The 23,867-nt window shown below is 72.3% G+C and carries 22 protein-coding genes; 5 read left to right on the top strand and 17 right to left on the bottom strand.

What is annotated here, in order from left to right; genetic code table 11:
- Positions 1-2: 2 nt before the first annotated feature.
- From kdpA to FXF51_RS08375, 10 genes are all read right to left on the bottom strand, one after another.
- A complete protein-coding gene (gene kdpA / locus FXF51_RS08425; RefSeq protein ID WP_148433701.1) occupies positions 3-1,664 on the bottom strand; it encodes a potassium-transporting ATPase subunit KdpA in 1,662 nt (553 codons plus the stop codon).
- Positions 1,664-1,753, bottom strand: a complete 90-nt coding sequence (gene kdpF / locus FXF51_RS08420; protein ID WP_148433700.1) for a K(+)-transporting ATPase subunit F — start codon at positions 1,751-1,753, stop codon at positions 1,664-1,666. The genes kdpA and kdpF overlap by 1 nt, the downstream gene beginning before the upstream one ends.
- A gap of 284 nt (positions 1,754-2,037) precedes the next feature.
- The gene (locus FXF51_RS08410) at positions 2,038-2,469 is read right to left on the bottom strand and encodes a YbaB/EbfC family nucleoid-associated protein (protein WP_148433699.1); all 432 of its coding nucleotides are present in this window, start codon (positions 2,467-2,469) and stop codon (positions 2,038-2,040) included.
- Between the two features lie 3 nt (positions 2,470-2,472).
- The gene (locus FXF51_RS08405; RefSeq protein WP_148433698.1) at positions 2,473-3,336 is read right to left on the bottom strand and encodes a hypothetical protein; all 864 of its coding nucleotides are present in this window, start codon (positions 3,334-3,336) and stop codon (positions 2,473-2,475) included.
- Positions 3,333-3,662: a hypothetical protein gene (locus FXF51_RS08400; protein ID WP_148433697.1), complete on the bottom strand. Its 330-nt coding sequence runs from the start codon at positions 3,660-3,662 to the stop codon at positions 3,333-3,335. Before FXF51_RS08400 ends, FXF51_RS08405 begins: the two co-directional genes overlap by 4 nt.
- A gap of 161 nt (positions 3,663-3,823) precedes the next feature.
- Positions 3,824-5,278, bottom strand: a complete 1,455-nt coding sequence (locus FXF51_RS08395) for a serine hydrolase domain-containing protein (protein WP_222871190.1) — start codon at positions 5,276-5,278, stop codon at positions 3,824-3,826.
- Positions 5,279-5,282: 4 nt separating this feature from the next.
- Positions 5,283-6,482, bottom strand: a complete 1,200-nt coding sequence (locus FXF51_RS08390) for a cytochrome P450 (protein WP_148433696.1) — start codon at positions 6,480-6,482, stop codon at positions 5,283-5,285.
- Between the two features lie 11 nt (positions 6,483-6,493).
- Complete coding sequence (locus FXF51_RS08385) at positions 6,494-7,258, bottom strand: ABC transporter permease (protein WP_148433695.1); 765 nt, start codon at positions 7,256-7,258, stop codon at positions 6,494-6,496.
- Between the two features lie 9 nt (positions 7,259-7,267).
- The gene (locus FXF51_RS08380) at positions 7,268-8,029 is read right to left on the bottom strand and encodes an ABC transporter ATP-binding protein (protein WP_148433694.1); all 762 of its coding nucleotides are present in this window, start codon (positions 8,027-8,029) and stop codon (positions 7,268-7,270) included.
- Between the two features lie 53 nt (positions 8,030-8,082).
- Positions 8,083-8,418, bottom strand: a complete 336-nt coding sequence (locus FXF51_RS08375) for a PadR family transcriptional regulator (protein WP_148433693.1) — start codon at positions 8,416-8,418, stop codon at positions 8,083-8,085.
- Between the two features lie 788 nt (positions 8,419-9,206).
- On the opposite strand from FXF51_RS08375, the gene FXF51_RS08360 reads away from it, so the two are divergent.
- The 4 genes from FXF51_RS08360 to FXF51_RS08345 all read left to right on the top strand — a co-directional run bounded on the left by FXF51_RS08360 (position 9,207) and on the right by FXF51_RS08345 (position 13,436).
- Entirely contained in the window at positions 9,207-10,676 is a 1,470-nt protein-coding gene (locus FXF51_RS08360) for an FAD/NAD(P)-binding protein (protein WP_148433691.1), read from the top strand.
- Between the two features lie 71 nt (positions 10,677-10,747).
- Positions 10,748-11,602, top strand: a complete 855-nt coding sequence (locus FXF51_RS08355) for an ABC transporter ATP-binding protein (protein ID WP_148433690.1) — start codon at positions 10,748-10,750, stop codon at positions 11,600-11,602.
- Positions 11,603-11,607: 5 nt separating this feature from the next.
- Positions 11,608-12,597, top strand: a complete 990-nt coding sequence (locus FXF51_RS08350) for an aliphatic sulfonate ABC transporter substrate-binding protein (RefSeq protein WP_148433844.1) — start codon at positions 11,608-11,610, stop codon at positions 12,595-12,597.
- A 74-nt stretch (positions 12,598-12,671) separates the two neighbouring features.
- Positions 12,672-13,436: an ABC transporter permease gene (locus FXF51_RS08345; protein WP_222871187.1), complete on the top strand. Its 765-nt coding sequence runs from the start codon at positions 12,672-12,674 to the stop codon at positions 13,434-13,436.
- Positions 13,437-13,549: 113 nt separating this feature from the next.
- Here FXF51_RS08345 and FXF51_RS08340 read toward each other — a convergent pair whose 3' ends face one another.
- From FXF51_RS08340 to FXF51_RS08310, 7 genes are all read right to left on the bottom strand, one after another.
- Positions 13,550-14,032, bottom strand: coding sequence for a CoA-binding protein (locus FXF51_RS08340; protein WP_148433688.1), 483 nt, complete (start codon positions 14,030-14,032; stop codon positions 13,550-13,552).
- Positions 14,029-15,351, bottom strand: coding sequence for an O-acetylhomoserine aminocarboxypropyltransferase/cysteine synthase family protein (locus FXF51_RS08335; RefSeq protein ID WP_148433687.1), 1,323 nt, complete (start codon positions 15,349-15,351; stop codon positions 14,029-14,031). The genes FXF51_RS08340 and FXF51_RS08335 overlap by 4 nt, the downstream gene beginning before the upstream one ends.
- Positions 15,348-16,556 carry a homoserine O-acetyltransferase MetX gene (locus tag FXF51_RS08330; protein ID WP_148433686.1) on the bottom strand — a complete coding sequence of 403 codons (1,209 nt, stop codon included), beginning with the start codon at positions 16,554-16,556 and terminating at the stop codon, positions 15,348-15,350. Before FXF51_RS08330 ends, FXF51_RS08335 begins: the two co-directional genes overlap by 4 nt.
- A gap of 34 nt (positions 16,557-16,590) precedes the next feature.
- Positions 16,591-19,797, bottom strand: a complete 3,207-nt coding sequence (locus tag FXF51_RS08325; protein ID WP_148433685.1) for a hypothetical protein — start codon at positions 19,795-19,797, stop codon at positions 16,591-16,593.
- Positions 19,794-21,131, bottom strand: coding sequence for an SWIM zinc finger family protein (locus FXF51_RS08320; RefSeq protein ID WP_148433684.1), 1,338 nt, complete (start codon positions 21,129-21,131; stop codon positions 19,794-19,796). The genes FXF51_RS08325 and FXF51_RS08320 overlap by 4 nt, the downstream gene beginning before the upstream one ends.
- Positions 21,132-21,169: 38 nt before the next feature.
- Complete coding sequence (locus FXF51_RS08315) at positions 21,170-22,057, bottom strand: alpha/beta fold hydrolase (protein WP_148433683.1); 888 nt, start codon at positions 22,055-22,057, stop codon at positions 21,170-21,172.
- 146 nt (positions 22,058-22,203) lie between these two features.
- Positions 22,204-23,199, bottom strand: coding sequence for an NADP-dependent oxidoreductase (locus FXF51_RS08310; protein WP_148433682.1), 996 nt, complete (start codon positions 23,197-23,199; stop codon positions 22,204-22,206).
- 99 nt (positions 23,200-23,298) lie between these two features.
- On the opposite strand from FXF51_RS08310, the gene FXF51_RS08305 reads away from it, so the two are divergent.
- The gene (locus FXF51_RS08305) at positions 23,299-23,859 is read left to right on the top strand and encodes a TetR/AcrR family transcriptional regulator (protein ID WP_148433681.1); all 561 of its coding nucleotides are present in this window, start codon (positions 23,299-23,301) and stop codon (positions 23,857-23,859) included.
- Positions 23,860-23,867 lie beyond the last annotated feature (8 nt).

The following is a 23,867-nucleotide window of genomic DNA, read 5'->3' as shown; positions in this document are numbered from 1 at the left end:
GTCTACAGCAGTCCTTCTGCGAGCGGGCCGAGTGCGAGGGCGGGCAGGAACGTCAGGGCGACCAGGATGATCGTCACGCCCACGACCAGGCCGACGAACTGCGGCCGGTACGTCGGGAGCGTGCCGGCGGAGGCGGGCACCGGCGCCTGCCGGGCCAGCGACCCGGCCAGCGCCAGCACCAGCACGATCGGCAGGAACCGGCCGAGGGCCATGCACAGGCCGAGCGTGGTGTTGTGGAACGTGGTGTTGACGCTCACGCCCGCGAAGGCGGAGCCGTTGTTGTTGGAGGCGGAGGTGTAGGCGTACAGGATCTCCGACAGGCCGTGGGGGCCGCTGTTCAGCATCGCGGCGCGGCCGGTCTCGGTGCCCATCGCCACCGCCGTGCCGAGCAGCACCAGCGTGGGAGTTACCAGGAAGTACAGCGAGGCCAGCTTGATCTCGCGGGCGCCGATCTTCTTGCCCAGGTACTCCGGCGTGCGGCCGACCATCAGCCCGGCCACGAACACCGTGATGACGGCCAGGATGAGCATGCCGTACAGGCCCGCGCCGACCCCGCCGGGCGCGACCTCGCCGAGCAGCATGTTGAAGATCAGCATGCCGCCGCCGATCGCGGTGTAGGAGTCGTGGAAGGAGTTCACCGAGCCCGTGCTGGTGAGTGTGGTGGCGGTGGCGAACATGCCGGAGTTCGAGGTGCCGAAGCGGGTCTCGCGGCCTTCGAGAGCCTGGCCGATCGCCTGCGGCACGGTGCCGCTCGCGCTCAGCTCGGCCCACTGGGTGACGCCGACGCTGATGATCGCGATGATCGCCATCACGCTGATGATCGCGTAGCCCTGCCGGTTGTCGCCGACCATCCGGCCGAACGTGCGCGGCAGGCAGGACGCGATGACCGTCAGCAGGAAGATCGTCAGCCAGTTCGTCCACGCCGTCGGGTTCTCGAACGGGTGGGCCGAGTTGGCGTTGAAGATGCCGCCGCCGTTCGTGCCCAGGTCCTTGATCGCCTCCTGCGAGGCGGCCGCGGCCGGGGTGAAGGTCTGCTCGCCGCCGGTCAGCGTCGTCCACGTGCTGTGGTCGGCGAACGTCTGGATGGCGCCACCGGCGACCAGCACCAGGGCGGCCACGAACGCGATCGGCAGCAGGATCCGGATCGTGCCGCGGACCAGGTCCACCCAGAAGTTGCCGAGCGTGTCGCTCTTCGAGCGGGCGAAGCCGCGCACCAGGGCGATGGCCACCGCCATGCCGACCGCGGCGGAGACGAAGTTCTGCACCGCCAGCCCGGCGGTCTGCACCACGTGGCCCATCGCCGACTCGCCCGAGTAGGCCTGCCAGTTGGTGTTGGTGACGAAGCTGACCGCGGTGTTCCAGGCCAGCGACGGCTCCACCGCGTCCATCCCGAGGGACAGGAACAGGTGGTTCTGCAGCCGCTGCAACCCGTACAGGAACAGGATCGACAGCACCGAGAACGCCAGCACGCCGCGCGCGTAGACGGCCCACCGCTGCTCGCTGTCCGGCTGGACGCCGAGCAGCCGGTAGAGCACCCGCTCCACGGCGTTGTGCCTGGTGCCTGTGTAGACGCGGTACATGTAGTCGCCCAGCGGCTTGTAGCACAGGGCCAGGGCGAGCAGCAGGGAGGCGATGAACAGGATCCCCGCCATGGTCGAGGACATCAGAAACGCTCCGGGAACAGCAGGGCCGCGACCACGAAGATCACCAGGCCGACGACCACGACGAGACCCACGGCGTTGACGGCACTCACAGCCGTTCCACCGCCTTGACGACCAGCCCGAGGATCACGAAGATCGCGATCGTCAGGGCGACGAAGATGACGTCGGTCATCCCCACTCCTCAATCTGGACAAGATGTGCGCGCTGCCCCGTTCGGGCGGCGCCGAACGCCAGCAAATCCTGACTTTTGAGGGGTTTGGTCTTTCTTGACGGGTTTCATACGGCGGGGGCCTGAATATTGACGCGCTTCGTACGCGCGGGCGCGTGGTCACCCCCCGGCGCTGAGCCGTCGGCGACGGCTCAGCGCTGTCGCGGGTCAGGGGCGCAGCAGGTTGCGGAGCCGGTCGATCGTCGCGTTCGCCCGCTCCAGGTTGTCCTGAAGAGGGCCGGTGGCCTCGCGGAGCCGTTCGCCGACGAACTGCCGTTCACCGAAGAGCGCGTTGCCCGCCCCGAGGCGCTCCTCGGCCCTCCTGCGCTCACCGGCCTCGGCCTGCTCCCTGGCCTGGCGGAGCACGTCGAGGATGGTCTCGGCCAGCCGGTCCGAGTCCATGCGCATGGCCCGGGGGTTGAGCCGCAGGTCGCGCACGCCTGCCGCGCTGTCGTACACGACGCTCACCCAGCCGTCCGCGGACTCGGCCCGCACGGTGACGGCGTCGCCGGGCAGGTCGTTGAGCCGCGCGAAGAGGCGGTCGGCGTCGGCCGCGAGGCGTTCCGGGTCGATGCCGAGCGCCTGCTCGAAGTCCTTCACGCACTACTCCCAGGGGAACGAGTAAGAGCCGTCGGCGCCCTGCTCAGGCAGGTGGCGGCCGGTGATCGCCTGGCTGCCGGTGCTGACGTCGTAGGCCGCCTTGGCGCCCGCGACCTGTGGCAACCCCGCCGGGAGCGGGCTGGAGGGGCGTCCGCCGAGGGCGTGGGCGGTGAGGTCGCGTTCGACGCGGTTGGCGGTGCCCCAGACCAGCAGCGGGCCCTGGGCCATGGTGGCGGACGCCAGGTCCTTGAGCGCCGTGTCGTCGCCGCGGAGCACCTCGCGGCCCACCTGCACGGCGACGGTGGCGGTCAGCGCGGCGGCGCAGCCGTGCAGGAGCTGGTCGAGCAGCTTCTCCGTCGTCCGGTAGACGGAGAAGAGCCTGGTCAGGCACTGGGTGGCCGCGGTTCTGGCGGCCATCAGGCTGAACGGGGTGACGGCCGCGACCAGCACCCACGCGGCCACCGCCGCCAGCGCCGCCGCGACCAGGAACTGGAACAGGATGAACGCGGCCAGCGCCGCCCCCGCCGTGTGGAGGACGAGGGCGGTGACCACGGCGCGCAGCTCGATGCCGCGCAGGCCGGCCAGGTAGGCGTCCACGCGCTGCTCGAAGGCCCGGCCGTCCTCGCTGCGCCAGCCGCTTGCGGCGACCCCGCGGGTCAGGTCCCTGACGTTCCGCCGGGTGTCCGAGGCGCGGTCGTGCACGTCCAGCCAGGCGTCGGCGGCGTCGAAGAACGCCTGCGGGGTGTACTGGTGGACGTACATCTTCCCGGCGAACGGCCACGCGGCGGGCACGCCCAGCGCCGACAGCGTGACCGCCGCGCCGGCGCCCAGCATCAGGCTGCGCTGCCCCAGGTGCGCGAGGTTCATCCGATCCTCGGCGTGCCGGCGTCCTCGGCGTGCTGCCAGGCGACGGCGGACAGGGTCACGGTGTCGCGGATGCGCTCCACGTCGTCGCCCAGGCGGCGGGCCTCGGCGATGGTGAACGCCTCGGCCTCGTTGTAGGCCAGCGCCAGGGAGTAGGTGAACGAGGTGAACGCGGCCTCCGCCACGGCGAGCCCGGCCAGGCAGGGCACCACCTCGTCGAGCGGCCGGGCGGCGGCGGGGAGAAGGGCGGCGAGCTGTCTGATCCGGCCCCTGTCGATCTCGATCTCGTTCGATCCGGCGGGCGCCGGTGGAAGCGGATTACTCGGCATGGTTCGCGCTTTCGGGTCGAGTGCGGATCTTTCCACCTTCGCGGGTGATCGTCCCTGGTGGGGACGCCCTGACGCGACCTCTACGCGAACCCTGCGCGCCCCTTCGCGATCTTGACGCGGGAAAGGGCCATCGCCCCTCCGGGAGCAGGCTGAGCGGGACGTTACCCGAGGCAGGCGCGGACGGCCCTGGCCAGGTTCGCCGCGCGTGGGTCGTCGGGCCGGTAGTTCCACAGGTTCGTGACGTAGCAGAAGCCCACGCCGGCCTCCGGGTCGGCGAAGCCGATCGACCCGCCGGAGCCCGGGTGGCCGAACGACTTCGGCCCGGTCATCGGCAGCGGCGGGCAGGCCCGCCAGAAGCCGAGCGACATGTGGAAGGAGCGGTCGGCCGGCAGGTTCAGGCCGGGCGGCAGCCCGTGCATCGTCGTCCTGCCGGTCTGGACGGCGGTCATCGTCTCGACGGTCGAGGGGTTGAGCAGCCGTACCCCGTTCACGTCGCTGACCGTGGCGGCGTACATGCGCGCCACCGACCGGGCGTCCGCGAGCATGTTCGCGGCCGGGAACTCGGCCGCTCGCCAGGCCCGCGTGGCGTAGACCGAGGGGTCGGTCAGGGCGCCGCCCAGCTCGCCCGCGCGGGCCTGGACCGAGCCCGGTGCCCACACCGCGTTCACCCAGGCGGTGACCGTCTCAGCGTCGAGACCGCTGGTCGCGATCAGCCCGGCCAGCAGCTCCTCGTAGCTGAACGGGGCGGCCTCGTGCAGCTTGGCGACCCGCTGCTCCTCCTTCGCGGGCAGCCCGATCCAGGCGCTCAGCCCGAGCGGCGCGGCCACCTCCTCGGCGAAGAAGGCGCCGAGCGACTTGCCGGTGATCCGGCGGACCACCTCGCCGACCAGGAACCCGTAGGTGACGCTGTGGTAGACGTGCTCGGTGCCCGGCTGCCACAGCGGCGGCTGGGCTTCGAGCGCGCGGATGACCGGGTCCCAGGCGCAGGCCTGCTCGAACGTCAGCGGCCCGTCCACGATCGGCAGGCCCGCCTGGTGCGACAGCAGCCAGCGCACCGGGATGTGCTCCTTGCCGGCGGCGGCGAACTCCGGCCAGTACCGGGCGACCGGGGCGTCCAGGTCCAGCAGGCCGCGCTGGGCCAGCAGGTGGGCGCAGATCGCGGTGGCGCCCTTCGTCGTGGAGGCGACCTGGACGATGGTGTTCCGGCGCCACGGCCGCCTGGCCTCGCGGTCGGCCAGGCCGTCCCACAGGTTGACGACGGGCCGGCCGCCGACGTAGACGCTGCACGCCGCGCCGATCTCGCCGGCGTCGCGGAAGTTCGCGCGGAACGCGTCGGCGACCTTGCCCCAGCCGTGCTCGACACCGCGCTCGCCGTCGTGCTCGACACCGCGCTCGACACCGCGCTCGCCGTCGTGCTCGACACCGCGCTCGACACCGCGCTCGCCGTCGTGCTTGCCGTCGTGCCCGCCGCCTGCGGAGGCGCCGGTGTGCGTGGAGGCGTCGGCGCGGCCGGTGAGGGCGGCGTGCGTGCCGGCGAGCGCGCCCGCTCCCAGCACGCCCTTCAGCACGGTCCGGCGCCCGACGTGTCCGGGCGTTCCGCCGGTCGTGTCCGTCATGACGTCAGTCCTCCCAGGTGACAGGCAGGCTCTTGATCCCGTGGATGTCGGCGGCCTCCGGGCGCAGGGGCACCTGGTCGGCCGGAACGGCGAGGCGGAGCGTGGGGAAACGGCTGAGTAGGGCGGGGAGCGCCACACGGAGCTCGACGCGGGCGAGCTGCTGGCCCAGGCACTGGTGGATGCCGTGGCTGAAGGCCAGGTGGCCGCCTTCCTGCCGGTGGAGGTCGAGGGCGTGCGGGTCGGTGTAGCGGTCGGGGTCGCGGTTGGCGGTGCTGAGCGACAGGATGACCGTCGTGCCCGCCGTGATGGTGTGGCCGCCCAGCTCCACGTCCTCCAGCGCGACCCGGAAGAACTGCTTGGCGACCGACAGGTAGCGCAGCAGCTCCTCGACAGCCTGCTCGGCGAGGGCGGGGTCGGCGCGCAGGGCGGCGAGCTGCTCCGGGTTCCGCAGCAGCGCGAACGTGCCCAGGGCGATCATGTTGGCGGTCGTGTCGAACCCGGCGGAGAGCAGGATCAGGGCCATGCCCTTCAGCTCCTCGTCGGTGAGGTCGGTGTCGAGCAGGTCGCTGAGCACGTCGTCGGTGGGGGTGGCGCGCTTGGCCGCGACCAGTTCGGCGAGGTACTCCTGGGTGGCGAGGTAGGCGGCCATCAGCTCCTCGTCGCCCACCTCGCCGCCGAGGAACTTGTCGATGTTCTCCTGGAAGCGGCCCCGGTCCTCGTACGGCACACCGAGCAGCTCGCAGATGACGACGGCCGGGATCGGCTTGGCGAACGCGGTCACCAGGTCCACGGCCGGCCCGGCCTTCTCCATGGCGTCCAGGTGCTCGGCGGTGATCTGTTCGACCCGCTCGGTGAGCAGCCGCATCCGGCGGACGGTGAACCTGCCGACCAGCGGCTTGCGGTAGCGGCCGTGCTGCGGCTCGTCCATCAGCAGGAACTCGCCGGGCGGGGCCGGGGGCACCTCGATGTCGCCGTAGTCGATGGTCGGGTGGTGCTTCATCAGCTCCCTGCGGGAGCTGAAGCGCGGGTCGGCGAGGATCTGCCGGGTCAGGTCGAACCCGGTGACGACCCAGCCCTGGTGGCCGTCGGGGAAGGTGAAGTGGCTGATCGGGCTGTGCTCGCGGGCGTCGATCAGCTCCTTGGGCGGGTCGAAGGGACAGCCGGGCTGACGGCTGGTGGGCATGGAGGGGAGGGTGTGGGTCATGTGCGGCTCCTTCAGGAGATCTTGCGGCGGTAGGTGGTCATGGCGAAGCCGTAGGCGACGACGAGGATGCCGACGCACCAGGCCAGCGCGATCCAGATGTCGTTGCCGACCGGCTGCCCGGCGAACAGGGCGCGGATGGCGTTGACGATGGAGGTCACCGGCTGGTTCTCGGCGAACAGGCGCAGCGGGCCGGGCATGGTGGCGGTCGGCACGAAGGCCGAGCTGAGGAAGGGCAGGAAGATGAGCGGGTAGGAGAACGCGCTCGCGCCCTCCATGGTCTTGGCCGTCAGGCCGGGGATGATGGCGATCCAGGTCAGCGCCAGGGTGAACAGCACCAGGATGCCGCCCACCGACAGCCAGGCCAGCACGCCGGCGCTGGAGCGGAAGCCCATCAGCAGCGCGACCAGCATGACGACCACGAGCGAGACCAGGTTGGCGACCAGCGAGGTCAGCACGTGTGCCCACAGCACCGACGAGCGGGCGGTCGGCATGGACTGGAAGCGTTCGAAGATGCCGCCCTGCATGTCCATGAACAGCCGGTAGGCGGTGTAGGCGATGCCGGAGGCGACGGTGATGAGCAGGATGCCGGGCAGCATGTAGTTCACGTAGGACGAGTCCGACCCGGTCCTGATCGCGCCGCCGAAGACGTAGACGAACATGAGCATCATGGCGATCGGCATGATCGCGGTGGTGATGATGGTGTCGGGGCTGCGGGTGATGTGGCGCAGGGAGCGTCCCAGCAGGACGGAGGTGTCGCCGAAGAAGTGCTTGGTCATGGGGGGTCCTCAGGCTTTCGTGCCGACGAGGGAGAGGAAGACGTCCTCCAGTGTCGGCTGCTTCTCGATGTATTCGACCTTGGCGGGCGGCAGCAGTTGCTTGAGCTCGTCCAGGGTGCCGTTGACGATGATGCGGCCCTCGTGCAGGATCGCGATGCGGTCGGCGAGCTGCTCGGCCTCGTCCAGGTACTGGGTGGTGAGCAGCACCGTGGTGCCGCTCTCGGCCAGCTCCTTGACGGCCTGCCAGACCTCGATGCGGGCCTGCGGGTCGAGGCCGGTGGTGGGCTCGTCGAGGAAGATGACCGGCGGGTCGCCGATCAGGCTCATCGCGATGTCGAGGCGGCGGCGCATGCCGCCGGAGTAGGTGGCCACCTTCCGCCCGCCGGCGTCGGTGAGGGAGAACCGGGCCAGCAGGTCGTCGGCGACCTGGCCGGGGTTCTTCAGGTGGCGCAGCCGGGCGACCAGGATCAGGTTCTCCCGGCCGCTGAGGATCTCGTCCACGGCGGCGAACTGGCCGGTCAGGCTGATCGACTCGCGGACGTCCGCGGCCTGGGTGGCCACGTCGAAGCCGTTGACGCGGGCGGTGCCCGCGTCGGCCCTGAGCAGCGTGGACAGGATCTTCACGGCGGTGGTCTTGCCGGCGCCGTTCGAGCCGAGCAGCGCGAAGATGCTGCCGCGCGTCACCTCGAAGTTCACGCCGCGCAGCACGTGCAGATCCTTGTAGGACTTCTCCAGGTCGTGCACCTGGATCGCCGGAGCATGGGTGGTCATGTGGGGCTCCCGTCGTCTGAGGGGGTGGTCGTCGCGGGGAAGGCCGGCGGGGGTCAGGTCGAGGCCCCTTCGGTGCGCAGCCGTTCGAGTCGCTGGGTCAGGAAGCTCCAGGTCTGCCAGAACTCCTGGAGGTACTCCCGGCCTCGGGCGTTGAGGTTGTACACCTTGCGCGGCGGGCCCTTCTCCGAGGGCGTCTTCGCCACGTCGACCAGGCCGCGCTGCTCGACCCGGACCAGCAGCGCGTAGATGGTGCCTTCGGCGATGTCGGAGAAGCCCTGGTCGCGCAGCCACGCGGTGATCTCGTAGCCGTAGGCGGGCCTGCCGGACAGGATCGCCAGGACGATGCCCTCCAGCGTGCCCTTGAGCATCTCGGTCGCGAGCTTGCCCATGAGGCACCTCCACTTCCACTATTCGGTGGCACTGACTACTGGTATAAAGTAGCACTGATTACCGGTACCTAGCAACACCGGATAGTGAGGTTGAGAAAACGGCCCGTCCACCGGACGGGCCGTCTTCTTCAGCGGTGGGGCGACTTCCCTCAGCGGCGGGAGGACGGCCCGAAGGCGGTCGCCGTGCAGCGTGATGCGGTGCAGTCCGAGGCGCCGACGATGTGCGAGGTGAAGCCGGGGTTCACGAAAAGGCCCTTGCGGCCGGTCTCCGGGCGGACGCGGACCACGGGATGCTGGACGCGCCGACGATCGCCAGGAACGAGCCGCGTGGCACGTCCAGCGAGATCGGGCCGAGCGCGGTCACCACGTCGGGGCCGCTCCCGTACACGTGAACGACCTCCCGCACGCGCACGGCGGGCTCGGGGAGAGGGCATCGGGCGGGCCCTTGGTGTAGCTGGCGTCGCGCACGGTCGCCAGGGCGGGCGCGGCCTCGATCTTCTGCAGGTCCTTGAGGAACTGGGCCGCGCTGACGAGGTTGCCGGCCGACGCGCCGGGCCGCTCCTGTCCTCGGGGGCGGCCGGGGGCGTCAGTGTCGCGGCGATATCTATGTATATACGGTAGGGAAAGTTGACTTTATGTGTGGCGGTGAGTAGCGTCAAGATCATGAGCCCTCGCCTCTCGCTGGTCTCCCGCGCGTACGTGGACTTCGGCCGCGTCGCCAGCTCCCGGTGTCGTTGATCATCCGCTGGTGTGGTGACGACACGGACTCATACAGGGAGGACGCGCGAATGGGCGCGATCGTGGTGATCGGCGCGGGGGCGGCAGGGGCGTGCGTGGTGGAGCGGATCTGCGCCAACGCCCCGCGGCCGGGCGGGGAGCGGGCGGTGGAGGTCCACGTGGTGTCCGGGATGGATGCCGCTGGGGCGGAGCACGCGTACGAGTGGACGGTGCGCGACGGGCGAGGTGGCGTGCGGGTGCGGGTGCACCGGGACCGGGCGGTCGGGCTCACCGAGTCGGCGGGCAGGCAGCTCGTGCGGCTCGCGGGCGGCGAGACCCTGAAGGCGGACGCCGTGGTACTGGCCCAGGACCGTCCCCGCGTCCCGCCCGGACGTCCTGAACACGCGGAGGCCGATTTCGCCGCCCGGCACGGCCTGCTCTACCTGCCCGGCGGGTCCTCCCAGGAGGACGTGCCGCCGGGCGAGCCGGTGCTGGTGCGCGGCGCGGGACGGGTGTTCACCGACCTGCTGGCACCCCTCACCACCGGGCGCGGCGGCCGCTTCTCCGAGGGACGCCAGGGCGAGCTGGTCTACCTGCCCGGCGGCTACGAGCCCCTCCTGTACGTGGGCTCGCGACGCGGTGTGCCCCACCACGCCCGTCCCGGATACCGGCTGACCGGCGAGGCGCGGCCACGGCGGTTCCCGGACGAGGGCGACGCGCGGCAGGCGGTGGCCAAGGAACTGGCCTACGCCTACTACCAGGAGCTGTTCATCGCGCACCCGTCCCGCACGAGGATGACGTGGGAGGCGTTCGAGGACGCCTTCGTACGCGCGGAGCAGGGCGGTAAGGAGATGCGCGCCCTGATCACCAAGTCCGTGCCGCGCTTCGCCGACCGGCTCCACCTCGACCGGCTCGACCGCCCGCTGCGCGGCATGCGCTTCGGCGACCTGGCAGGGCTGCAACGGTGGACGCACGGCTACCTCGCGGCCGACCTTGAGCGGCGGGCCGATCCAGGCTTCAGCCCTGACCTGGCGCTGGTCCGGGCCCTGCTGGACGCGGGGCTGCGGATGGCGGGCGATCCGTGGTTCGACGGGCTGTCCGGGCTGCTGGCCGACGGTCCGTCCCTGACCCGTCAGGCCGAGCTGCACGCCCTGGCCAGGGCGGGTGTCGTCACCTTCATCGGCGCCGAGCCGCGCATCGAGCAGGACGAGGACGGCTGGCGGGCGAGCGGTCCCACCGTTCCCGGCGTGACGAGGGCGCGCACGCTCATCGAGGCGCGGCGGCCCCGCTCCGGGCTGACCGGCGGCGCCGACCCGCTGATCGCGTCTCTGCGCGCCAGGGGCGAGTGCCGCGAGCCGGCGGGCCTGCTGGACGTGCGCCTTCCTGATGGCCGGCTGGTCACCGGGGACGGCGCCGTCCACGGCCGCCGCTTCGCCCTGGGCTCCCTGGTGGAGGGCGCCGACCTGGCGCGTCGGGCGGAGGCGGTGGCGCGGGCCGTGCTGTCCCAGGTCTCCGGGACGCCGGTGCACGCGGCGGCCTGACCCGGCACTCTTCACAAACCAGATCCGGCATGCCAAAGTATGCATACCCAGTAGGAAATGAGGATTATCGGATGGGGGGGCGCATGGCGGCGGGGGTGGGACTGCGCGGCCTCGGCCACACCTACGGCAACGGGCACGTCGTCCTCCGGGACATCGAGCTGGACGTGCCGCCGGGTGAGATCGTGGCCATCCTGGGCCCCTCGGGCTGCGGGAAGTCGACCCTGCTGCGGCTGGTGGCTGGCCTCGAAGCCCCGGCGGCCGGCGAGGTGCTGGTGGACGGGCACGCCGTGCGCGGGATCGACGAGCGCTGCGCCGTCGTCTTCCAGGAGCCGCGCCTGCTGCCCTGGCGCGACCTCGCCGGCAATGTGGCGCTCGGCCTGCCCAAGGGCACCGGCCGGGCCGACGGGAACCGCGTCGTCCGGCACTGGCTCGACGTCGTCGGCCTGGCAGGCTTCCACGGGCACCGGCCGCGCCAGGTGTCCGGCGGCATGGCCCAGCGCACCGCGCTCGCCAGGGCCCTGGCCCGCGAGCCCGGCGTGCTGCTGCTCGACGAGCCGTTCGCCGCGCTGGACGCCCTCACCCGGCTGCGCATGCAGGACCTGCTGGCCGACGTGCAACGCGGCGCCGGAACCACGGTCCTGCTCGTCACGCACGACGTGGACGAGGCCCTGCACCTGGCCGACCGGGTCGTCCTGCTCGGCGACACACACGGCGCGGCCACACACGGCGCGGCCACACACGGCGACCCGCTCGACGACGGCGTGCCCGATGGCGGCTCGCCGGGCGCGACCGTCGTGGCCGTGCTCGACGTGCCTCATCCCCGGCCGCGCGACCGCGCCCACCCCGAGCTCGCCGCGCTCCGCGCCGACCTGCTGGAGCGACTCGGCGTACCCAGGCCCGTCCCCGCACAAGAGGCAGCCCCGTGACCGACATGACCCGCCGTCGTCTCCTGCTCACCACCGCCCTGGTCGCCACCCTGGCCACCGGCTGCGTGCAGGGAGAGAGCGACACCGCCACGCCCGCAGCAGGGCAGTTGCGGCTCGACTACGCCTACTACAACCCGCTCAGCCTGGTCATCCGCAAGCAACACTGGCTGGAGGACGAGCTCAAGGACACCAAGGTCACCTGGGTCCTGTCCGCGGGCAGCAACAAGGCCAACGAGAACCTGCGCGCCGAGACCATCGACGTCGGCTCCACCGCCGGCGCCGCCGCACTCCAGGCCCGCGCCAACGGCACCCCCATCAAGACCATCGGCATCTACACCCGGCCCGAGTGGACGGCGCTCGTCGTCGCCAAGGGCTCGCCCGTCACCGAGGTCAAGCAGCTCAAGGGCAGGAAGATCGCCGCGACCAAGGGCACCGACCCGTACTTCTTCCTGCTCCAGGCGCTGAAGGAGGCGGGGCTCGGCGGCTCGGACGTCGAGGTCGTCAACCTGCAGCACGCCGACGGCAGGACGGCGCTCGAACGCGGCGACGTCGACGCCTGGGCGGGGCTCGACCCGTTGATGGCGCAGAGCGAGGTGGACGCCGGGTCGAAGCTCGTCTACCGGAACCCGGCGTTCAACTCCTACGGCTTCCTCAACGCCCGCGAGTCGTTCCTCACCGAGCACCCGGACCTCGCGCAGAAGGTGATCGACGCCTACGAGCGGGCGCGCGCGTGGGTCGCCGCCAACCCCGACGAGGCCGTGCGGTTGCTGGCGGCCGAGGCCAAACTGACGCCCGAGGTCGCCTCGGTGGTGTTGAAGGAGCGGACGGAGGCGAAGATCAGCCCGGTGCCTGGGGCCGAGCAGCGCGCCGTGCTGGAGCGGATCCTGCCGACCCTCGTGGGCGAGAGCCAGGTGCGGTCGGAGGCGGAGGCGCGTACGGCGCTGGACTCGCTGTTCGAGCCCCGCTTCGCGGAGAAGGCGCAGGCATCCTCGTGACCGGACGCGCCGACGCCGGGCGGGGTGGTGCGGGGCGGGCTGGTGCGGGGCGGGCTGGTGCCGGTGGGCGTTGGGTGTCGCGGCCGGGGCGGATCGCCGCCGGGCTGGTGGTGCCGCTGGTCGTGCTGGCCGCCTGGCAGGCCGCCGCCACCGCCGGCGTGTTCACCGCGGCGCAGCTTCCCGCACCCTCAGCGGTCCTGGCGGCGGTGGCCGAGCTGGCGCGGCGCGGCGAGCTGTGGCAGCACGTGGCGATCAGCGGCCGGCGGGTTCTGCTGGGCTTCGCCGCCGGCGCGTCGGCGGGCGTGCTGCTGGGCGCGGCCGTCGGACTGTACCCGCCGGTCAGGGCGCTGCTCGCGCCGAGCGTCGCCGCCCTGCGCGCGGTGCCGTCCCTGGCGTGGGTGCCGCTGCTGGTGCTCTGGCTGGGCATCGCCGAAGCCCCGAAGATCGTGCTGGTGGCGATCGGCGCGTTCTTCCCCGTCTACACCACGGTCGCCACGGCGCTCGCCCACGTGGATCAGCACCTGGTGGAGGCCGGCCGCGCGTACGGGCTGCGCGGCGTGGCCCTGCTCACCCGCATTCAGCTCCCGTACGCGGCGCCCGCCGTCCTGGCAGGGCTGCGGCTCGGGCTCGCGCAGGGCTGGCTGTTCCTGGTCGCGGCCGAGCTGATCGCCTCGTCCATGGGGCTGGGTTTCCTGCTGATCGACAGCCAGAACACCGGCAGGACGGACATCCTGCTGCTGTCGATCCTGCTGCTCGCCCTGCTGGGCAAGGCGGCCGACGCGCTGCTCGGCCTGCTGGCGAGGAACCTGTCCGGGCCCCTCGCCCACGACCCCGGCTGACCCACGTCCGGGTGGAGCCCGCGTCGCGGCGGGCGGGGGTGTCAGGCGGCTGCGGTCAGCGGGGTGATCCGCGGCGGATTGCGCCGTGGTTCGCGACCGCGAGCGGCACGTCTCTACTGGAGCCCGGACCGGACCGACGTGACGCGCCGGGTGTTGAAGCCCAGCCAGTGCATCCGGCCCACGTAACGCGCGTGCTCGACCTTGAGACAGCGGTCCATGACCACGCTCACCCCGCCGTCCTCGGCGATGCGCGCGCCCTCCTCGTTGATCACGCCGAACTGGCACCAGAGGGCTTTCGCGCCGATCGCGACCGTCTCCCGCGCGATCTCCGGCAGCGCGTCCGGCGCGCGGAAGACGTTCACCAGGTCCACCGGCTCGGGGATGTCGGCCAGGCTCGGGTAGCTGGTCTGCCCGAGGATCTCCTTCTCACGGGGGTTCACGGGGATGACCCGGTAGCCGTGCCGCTTGAGGTAGTAGCCGACGAAGTGGCTGGCCCGCAGCTCGTTGCCGGACAGCCCCACGATCGCGATCGTCCTGGTGGAGTGGAGGACGCGCTGGATCGTCAGCGCGTCCTGGTAGCGGTCGAGTGCGGTCATGCCTTGGCCACCTCTCCGACGCGGGCGAAAGCCTGCTCCAGGTCCCAGATCAGATCCTCGACGGACTCGGTGCCGACCGACAGCCGCACCGTGCCGGGCGCGACGCCGGCCGCCGCCAGCTCGTCGTCACCGAGCTGGCGGTGCGTCGTGCTGGCGGGATGGATGACCAGGCTCTTGGCGTCGCCGACGTTCGCCAGGTGGGACCAGAGCGTCAGCCCGCCGATCAGGCCCTGCCCGCCCTCCCGGCCGCCTGCGCAGTCGAAGGAGAACACCGCGCCGGCGCCGCGCGGCAGGTACTTGTCCACCAGCGGCCGGTAGCGGCTGTCCGCCAGGCCCGGGTAGGTCACGTTGGCGGCCAGCTCGTGCGACCGGAGGAACTCCGCCACCGCCAGCGCGTTGCCGACGTGGCGGTCCATGCGCAGCGACAGCGTCTCCAGCCCTTGCAGGAACAGGAACGCGTTGAACGGCGACAGCGCCGCGCCGAGGTCGCGCAGCGTCTCCGCGCGCAGCTTCATCAGATAGCCGTACTCGCCGAACGTCTCATGGAAGCGCAGCCCGTGGTAGGCGGGAGACGGATCGGCGACCACCGGGAACCGCCCGTTCGACCAGTCGAACGTGCCCGCCTCCACGACGACGCCGCCGATGCTCGTGCCGTGGCCGCCGATGAACTTGGTCGCCGAGTGGACCACGATGTCGGCGCCCCACTCGATCGGGCGGCACAGGTACGGCGTCGCGAACGTGTTGTCCACGATCAGCGGCAGCCCGTGCTCGTGCGCGATGCCCGCCACGGTCTCGATGTCGAGCACGTTCCCCGCCGGGTTGCCGATCGTCTCGCCGAAGAACGCCTTCGTCTCCGGCCGCACCGCCTTGCGCCAGGCGTCGGGATCGTCGGGATCGACCCAGCTCAGCTCCACGTTCATCTTGCGCAGCAGGTGCTTGAGCTGGTTGACCGTGCCGCCGTAGAGCGCCGAGGACGACACGACGTGGTCGCCCGGCTGCAGCAGCGTGAACAGCGCCGCCGCCTGCGCGGCGATGCCGCTGGCGAACGCCACCCCGCCGGCGCCGCCCTCCAGGTTCGCCACCCGCTCCTCGAACACCGCGACGGTCGGGTTCATGATGCGTGAGTACGTGTTGCCGTACTCCTGGAGGTTGAAGTACGCCGCCGCGGACTCAGGGTCCTCGAAGACGTAGCTGGTCGTCTGGAAGATCGGCACCGCGCGGGCGCCCGTGTTCGGGTCGGGCCGTTGCCCGGCGTGCAGTTGCCGGGTCTCGAACCCGAACTCGCGGGCCTGTTCGGCACGGGGGAGCTGGTCGGTCACAAAAGCCTCTCTCTCAGGAACCGGCGGATGATCGGCGTCTGCCGCGCCTCTTCCAGCAGGAAACAGTCGTGGCCGTACGGCGCCTCGATCACCTGCAGCTCGACCGGCTTGCCCAGGCCGCGCAGCGCCTGCTCGATCTCCTCCGACGCCGACGGCGGATACAGCCAGTCGGAGCTGAACGCGATCAGCAGCGTGCGCGCGCGGACGCCGTCGAGCGCCCGCGCGAGCGACCCGCCGCCGTGCTGCCTGGCCAGGTCGAAGTACGTCAGCGCGCGCGAGGTGTAGAGGTAGGTGTTGGCGTCGAAGCGCTTGACGAACGAGTCGGCCTGGTGGCGCAGGTAGCTCTCCACCTCGAACTCCGGCTCGGTGATCGTGTAGCGCAGGTCGTCGGAGAACTGCAGCCGCCGGCCGAACTTGTCCTCCAGCGCGGGCGCGGACAGGTAGGTGATGTGGCCGACCATCCGACCGACGCCCATGCCGGCGTCGGGCGCGCGGCCCGTGCCGTAGTAGCGGCCGCCCTGCCAGTCCGGGTCGCGCAGGATCGAGTCGCGCGCGATCGCGTTCCAGGCCACGCCCTGCGGGTGCAGGGCGTGGGTGCTGGCGATCACCACGATGGAGTCGACCTGATCGGGGAACAGGACCGCCCACTGCAGCGCCTGCATGCCGCCGAGCGAGCCGCCGGCCACCGCCGCGAGCCGCTCGACGCCCAGGACGTCGAGGAAGGCGCGCTGCGTCCGTACCATGTCGGCGACCGTGATCACGGGGAAGTCCGGCCCGTACGGCTCGCCCGTCGCCGGGTCGATCGACGAGGGGCCCGTCGTGCCCCGGCAGCCGCCGAGCAGGTTCGTGGAGACGACGAAGAAGCGGTCGGTGTCGAACGCCTTGCCGGGGCCGATCATCCCGTCCCACCAGCCGAGGTCCTTGCCGTGCCCTTCGGCCCCGAACCCGTCGCGGGTGCTCTCGCCCGAGGGTGTCCTGGACCGGCCGGCCGCGTGGGCGTCGCCGCTGAGCGCGTGGCACACCAGGATGACGTTGTCGCGCCGGGGCGACAGGGTGCCGTAGGTCTCGTACGCCACCCGGACGGGGTGCAGCTCCCGGCCGCAGTCGAGGCGCACCGGCTCGGGCAGATCGAGGTAGCGGGTCTCGACTGTGCCGACACTGCTGCCGTCACTGGCGGCCGCGAGCTCGGTGGCTGGCTGCGACATAGGACTCATGGTAGCGGCCACGGAGGGCGTATGGTCAAATACCTACCGGAAATGCAGGAGATGGCGCGGTCCCGGTGAGCTGAGCGTGCAGGCGCCTGCACTCGTGGACGAAACGGATCTTCCGGGTGCCGCGCGCGAACTCGGCGACGACAGGGAACTCCCCGCGTGCGTCGGCCCAGCGCGCCACGTCGGCCGCGAAGGCGACGAGCGCGGTGTGGGTCACGGTGATGCGCTGCCCCTCGCCCGGCAACATCTCCGGCAGCAGGGCGCGCAGGATGCGCCACACCTCGCGGTGCCCGCCCGCCTCCGCCAGCTCGGTCAGCGCCTCGATGGCGGGGCGGGTCTCCTGCCAGGTGCGGCGCAGCACCAGCGCGAGCTGTCGGCCGATCGCCTCGGCGGGCAGGTCGCCCCGCGCGGCCATGTTCAGGATCAGCGGGACCATGCCGGGCACGCCGCCGGCCAGGAGGAAGGCGAGGATCACCCCGGTGGACTCGCCCATCGGGCCCTGAGCGATCTCCAGGCCGGTGAGCTCCGCCGGAGCCGACCAGGTGCCCCAGTGGTGGCGCAGCAGGAAGGGCAGGAAGTTGACGGCCACGACCTCGCGGTGCGAGGGCAGCATGGCGGGCCACGCCCGCTGCGTGCCGCCGTGCTCGTCGACCGTCCAGTCGAACGGCTCGCGCAGCAGCACCTCGTCGATCAGCCGGTGCCCGGTCGGGGCCGTCACCCGCAGCACGGGCTGCAGCCTGACCTCGGTGAAGTGCTCCGGCTCCGCGTCGCCGAACTCGACCATGGACGCGTTCACCATGTGCCGCCACACCAGGCCGCACTCGGGGTCGGCCATGCCGCCCTCGGCGAGCCAGCGGGCGGCCGAGCGCGCCGCCTCGGAGTCGATCTTGGCGGCCCGGCCGGCCGCGTCCTGGTGGCGGCCACGGGGCAACCGCAGCAGCGCCTGCGCCAGGTCGGCAGGGAGCGGCTCCACGCCGGCGGCGGCGCAGGTCTCCAGCCGGTCGATCAGCACGTCGGGGTCGAGGTGGCCGCTCATCCAGGTCGGCGTGGCCAGCAGCACCGGCGGCAGCGTGCCGTCGCGCAGTGCCCCGGCCAGCTCCGCGTAGCGGTGCAGCAGGAAGTCGGTGGGCGGGGAGACGCGGTTGGGGTGCGGCATCCGGTTGCGCCGCCGCCACTCGTCGTGCTCCGGCAGCTCCTCGGGCAGGTAGGAACGCAGCCGGGCCGGGACGAAGATGACGGTCACCTCCACCAGCGGCTCGTCGGGGCCCGGCGGGGGCACCGGCTGCCCGGCACGCATCGCCGCGATCCTGCCGGGGTCCACGCCCAGCTCCGCCATGCGGTCCCAGGCGAGGTCGAGGACCATGTCGGGCATGGCCTCCTCGGAGTCGTCGTACATGACGCCGGGCTTCGAACGCAGCTCGGACGGCTCGGGGGCGTCCCAGATCTCCCTTTCCCGCGACGGCGGCTCGAAGTCGTCAGGGGAGCCGTTCAGGTGGATCCGGCCGTGGACGAAGGGGATCTGCTGGTCGTTCTCGCGCGCCACCGCGCCTTGCGGGCCGTCGTCGGTGTTCCAGGTGATGAAGAAGACCCGCAGCGGGGTGTCGTCGTCCAGATAGCGGCCGGGCCGGTAGGCGCCGCCGATCATGAATCGCCGCGGCGACCGCTCCTCGTCGGGCTCCTCGCCGCGGGTGAGGGGGCGCACCCGCACGGAGTGGCTCGCGTTGTCCCAGAACTGCTGCGGCCCCATCGGCGGCAGCTCCGGCACGGTGCCGGGGGTGACCAGCTCGGCGGCCAGCACCGCCTGCCAGTCGTCGGGCGAGGTGTGCGTCTCGCTGGAGCGCCAGAAGCCGTGGTCCTGCTCGACGTGCGGCTTGAGCTTGCGGCGCAGCTCCGTCCGGTCCTCGGCGATCCCCGCGACGAACGCGGCCAGCCAGCGCTCCTGGTCGATCCAGCGCTCGTGGCGGTCGGGGAAGATCGACGGCTCGGGGAAGCGCCGCGGCTCCGGCAGCTCGGGCAGCGGCGGGAACTCCTTCTCCGCCGCCGGTTCCTCCGCCGGGATCTCGCCGCCGAACCGCTCGGCCAGCTTCGCGCCCAGATCGGCGGGCAGGTGGTGAACGCCGTCGCGGATCGCCTCGGCGTGGCCGTCGAACAGGGCGGCGTGCTTCATGGTCAGCTCGACCGCGCGGTTGCGCACGTCGAAGGACTTGTGCGCGTACGCCGTGGTCAGCGCCGCCACGAAGTCGCCGGCCGCCTCTGGCGTGGCCCGGATCGCCTGGTCGAGCCAGCGCAGGCCCGTGGCGGCGAGCTTGGCCTCGTCCCGGAACGTGAGCGCGTCCACCGCTTCGACCAGGTCGGCGTGGTCGAGCGGCTTCGCCTCGCGCACCTGCGCAGCCGCGAGCTCGGCGACCGTGCCCGGCGCCGACGGCAGCAACCGCAGGTAGTCGCGCAGGCGGGAAGCGGACTCCGCGGGCGTGGGGTTGAGCAGCGTGTGCAGCCGGACGAAGAAGCGCAGGTCCTGCGGCTCACCGCCACGCAGGAAGCGGCTCACGCACCCGTCGAGCACCTGTTCCCTGGGCAGCGCGCGGGCGGCGGCGGCCAGCCAGCGGGTCGGCCGGGGCTCCAGCCGCTCGTCACGCAGGGCGCGGCCGGCGCCGTCAGCGGTGAAGACCCGGGGCAGCAGGACGGTGGTCAGCGGGTCGCCGGGCACCGTCGGCGCGGCCAGCCAGGCGGCCACCAGCGGGTCGTGGTCGGGAGGCACGGCGCCGGACTCGCGCAGCAGCGCCACCGCCAGCGGCGCGATGCGGTCGGCCGGGCGGCGCACCCGCTGGGCCAGCCGCACCGCGACCTCGCGACGCCACTCCACGGGCCGGGAAGCCGCCACCTTGCACACCCGGGCGACCTCCGGGTCCCTGGCCCAGCGGCGGTTGACGTCGCGGCTGGTCATCCAGGCCACGGCCGCCGCCGGGCCGGAGATGACGCCGACGCCGGTCAGCAGCAGCGCGCCGGCCACCTCGTCGAGCAGCTCGCCGACCTCCCAGGAGGCCAGCTCCTCGAAGTCGTCGGGATGCTCGGCCCGCACCTGCTCGGTGCGGGCCCTGCGCAGCTCCTTGACCAGGCCGGGCAGCCGCTCGGCCAGTTCGGCGCGCTCCTCGTCGGTGAGCGCGGCCAGCCGGTCGGCCAGGCGGTGGACCTGGTTGCGGACGATCAGGTCGCGGATCTCCGTCCACACAGTCATCGGGAGACCTCCACGGCGGCGCGGGCGACGATCCGGGCGGCCAGCACGTGCTTGCACGGCCCACGGGAGCCGTGATGGTCCCACCACCACTCGCAGGTGCAGGACCCGTCGGCCAGCGAGACCCGGCGCGTGCCGCCCGAGGTGCGGACGGTGGCGGAGTCGCCGTCCTCGCCGTCGAGCTGGACGGCGCCCGCCTCGACGAGCTTGCGCGCCTTGGCCAGCCGCGGGTTGAGCAGCACCACGTTGTCCTTGTCGTAGGGCAGCTCGCGGTGGAAGTGGGCGGCATCCGACAGGTCGTAGCCGACCCGGCCGGCCACGCCGAGCTGCGTCAGCGCGGCCCGTACCCGGTCGGCGGGGATGCCCGCGCGGTCGGCCAGCAGGCCGATCTCGACCTCGGGCTCGAAGTTGAGCAGCATGCCCACCACGTCGGCGTCGTTCTCGGCCTCGTCGGTGGACAGGTCGTCGAGCACCGCGCCCTCGCCGGAGAAGCCGCGCCAGCGTTCGGGCGAGAGGGTGAGCGTGTAACGCATGCCGGGCAGCTCCAGCTCCCACGCGCTGGAGGCGGCGTCGGCGGGGCCGTACATCCTGAGAGACTTCGCGAAGCGCAGCAGCGGCAGGAGCGTGCCGAGCCGGTTGGGGCCGGCGAGCTGGACCGCGCCAGGCACCGGCCGGTCGTGGACCTTCAGCTCACGGCCCGACTGCGCCACGTACACGGTGCCCTTCCTGGGCAGCCCGCGCAGGAACCGCACCGCCGCCATGCCGGTCAGCTCGCCGCGCTGGTCCATGCCCGAGGCGATGACCTGCACCTCGGCGAAGCCGCGTAACCAGCGCTCGGGCAGCGGCACCTTCTTCTCCACCACCGCGCCGTCCATCGTGGTGACGACCAGCTCGTCGAGGCCCACCCCCAGGTGCAGCGGGTCGCGCGGGCCGATGCGCGCCAGCGCCTCCCTGAGCGGCGCGTTCACGTCGACGTTGGTGGTGCCCCGGTCGAACACCTCGCCGTCGAGCGCGCCGCCGAGCAGGTCGAGCCGGGCGTACACGCCGCCGCAGGCCGAGAACGACTCGAACCGCAGCCGGTCGCCGTTGCACGTCACCACCGGGTCGCGTACCCAGCCGGGCCGCGCCTGCGGCTGGTGGTAGCGGGCCAGCGCCACGTCGGCGACGCCGAGCAGGCTCGCCGCGGCGGGGGCCGCCTGCGTCACCACGCCGCTGAAGAACCGGGGGGCCAGGGCGGGGCCGGACAGGGCACGGCCGCCGGAGGTCGCCAGCCCGAGGCGACCGTCCACGAGGGAGGAGGGCGCGGCGTACGTGTACGCCTGCGTCGCTGAAGTCATGGCCGGGACAATAGATCTCCTCACCGACAAACCGGGGGTCACGCCAGGCGGGCGGCCTCCGCGGTGACGCGTTCGACGGCCTTGACGACGACCTCGGGCTGGTCGAGGTAGATGTAGTGCTCGCTGCCCGCGGCCGTGCTCAGCTTGCTGCGGCCGGACAGCGCCAGCCAGTCGCGCTGGCCCGCCGCCCACGCCTTCTCCAGGCGCGGCCCGTACTCGGGCAGGGCCGCGAGGTACTGCTTGCCGTGCTGCAGCACCTCCACCGGGATCTGCCCGGCCGAGCGGACCTCGCCGTCGGTGATGACGAGCTTCTCCGGGTTCTGGCCCTGGAAGACCGCCAGGTTCTGGGCGCGCAGCTCGGCCGCCGGGCCCTTGGCGGACTCGGGGATCACCTTCTTGATGTCGGCGATCATCGTGGACGGGGTGGCGTCCATCAGCACCAGCCCCTTGACGCGGTCCTGGTGGTCGGGGGCGTACCTGGCGGCGATCAGGCCGCCCAGCGAGTGCCCGGCCAGGACGACAGGGGCGTCACCGGCGATCCGGTCGAGCACGCCGGTCAGGATCTCGCCGGTGCCGGCGAAGTCCTGCGGGCCTTCCGGCTGGTCGCTGGCGCCCGCGCCGAGCCGGTCGTAGGAGCAGACCCGGTTCCCGGCGCTCAGCGTCTTCTGCAGGGCGGCCAGCTTGTCCAGCCCGTCGCCGCCGCCGTGCATCAGGACGACGACCGGCTTGCCCTCCTCCTGCTCGCCCGCGCAGGACACGTTCACCGACCGGCCCGCGACCTCGATCTTCTGGGTGCCGGAGATGGGGGTCCGGGTGGGGAAGGGGTCCCAGTTCTCCATCGCGTCGCCGTCGCAGCCGGTGACGGCCGCGCCGAGGACGGTGCAGCAGAGGGCGGCCACGACGGACGACTTGAACTTGCGGAGCATGGGGTTCCTCCAGTGAGGGAGTCGGCGCCAGCGGGGTTCCGTGGTCGCGTCGTAACGCTACGGATCGGGCGGTCCGAGATCGTCCCCGTACGGTGGACATTCGGCGGTAGCTCCTGCGAGGGACACGCCGTGCAGCTCGATCGCGCTCAGCCGGTCGTGAGCACGATCTTGCCCTGGAGGTGGCCGCGGGCGGCCCGTTCGTGCGCCTGCCGGGCCTGCGCGAGCGGGAACGTGCTGTCGATGGCCACCCGGACCGTGCCCGCGTCGAGCAGCCGTCCGAGCTCCGCGAGCTGCGGGCCGTTCGAGCGCACCTGGGTGGCCGAGGTGGTGACCCCCAGCTTCGCGACCTCCTCGGGGTCGAACGCGGCGACGAACACCGGGTACAGCGCGCCGCCGCGCCTGAGCGTGCGCAGGAAACGGCTGCTGCCGGGGCCGCCGACGGTGTCGAGGACGAGATCGACGTCGTGCGCCAGCTCCTCGGGGGCGCTCCTGGTGTAGTCGATGAACTCGTCGGCGCCCAGCTCGCGCAGGAACGCCTCGTGCCCGCCCGACGCGACCGCGATGACGTGCGCGCCCTTCCACTTCGCCAGTTGCAGCCCGAGATGCCCCACGCCGCCCGCCGCGCCGTTGACCAGCACCGTCATCCCGGCGGTCAGCGGCATCGGGCGGTGCCGCGCCTCCTGGAACGGGGACGGGTGGTCGTGTCCCAGCTCGATCAGGAACTGCCACGCGGTCAGCCCCGCCATGGCGGACGCCGCGGCGTGCACGTGATCGAGGTGGGCGGGCTTGCGGGCGAGGTCGGACGCGGGTGCGGCGACGTACTCGGCGTAGGCGCCGCCCTCCAGGCCGGGGAAGCGGAGCAGGCCGAAGACCTCGTCGCCGGGGGAGAAGCCGGCCACGTCCGGGGCGACGGCCTCGACGACGCCCGACACGTCCGTGCCCGGGATGAGGGGCAGGCTCAGCGGGGGTCTCAGGTCGGGAGGGACGTTGGGCAGGCCCTCGCGTACGTACCAGTCGGGGGGATTGACGCCGATCGCGTGGACGCGGACGAGCACCTCGCCCGGCTTCGGCTCCGGGACCGGCACCTCCTCGTGACGCAGCACTTCAGGGCCGCCGAACTCGTGCAGCCTGATCGCCTTCATGACACTTCCCCGTTCAGGTCGATGGGGTGGGATATGCTCAAGTGAAGCAGTGCTCCGATTATGTGGAGCACTGCTCCGGATGTCAACGGGGTGGGTGGGATGCGGGCTGACGCCAGGAAGAACTACGACCAGCTACTCGCCGTCGCCGGGGCCGTCGTGACCGAGCAGGGCGCCGACGCGTCGCTGCGCGACATCGCCCGCCGGGCCGGCGTCGGGCTCGCCACGCTGTACCGGCACTTCCCGACACGGGAAGCCCTGCTGGAGACGCTGCTCCGGGCGGGGTTCGACGAGCTGACGGCCAAGGCCGGCGAGCTGGAGACGTCCGGCTCGGCCGAGGACGCCCTCGTCACGTGGCTGCGGGCCTGCGTCGCCTGTGCGCACTCGTACCGGGGCGTCACCGAGCACATGATGGCCGCCATCGGCGACCCCGAGTCGGCGCTGCACGCCTCGTGCGTCGCCATGCGGGCAGCGGGGACGCGGCTGCTCAGGCGGGCTCAGGACGCGGGGGTGGCGCGTGGCGACATCGACGGGGGGGATTTGTTCGCGCTGGTGGGGGCGCTCGCTTGGCTCAACGACCAGCCTTCGCTGGCGCCGCGCGCGGATCACCTCTTCGGCGTGATCGCCGGGACGATACTGAACGGTCGAGCGGGCGGCGCCTGAGCGAGCGG

It is taken from the genome of Nonomuraea sp. PA05, from assembly GCF_008086045.1.
Taxonomy (GTDB): Bacteria; Actinomycetota; Actinomycetes; order Streptosporangiales; family Streptosporangiaceae; genus Nonomuraea; species Nonomuraea monospora.
Note: the sequence above shows the minus strand (reverse complement) of the source record. Positions and strands in the feature narration are given on the sequence as shown.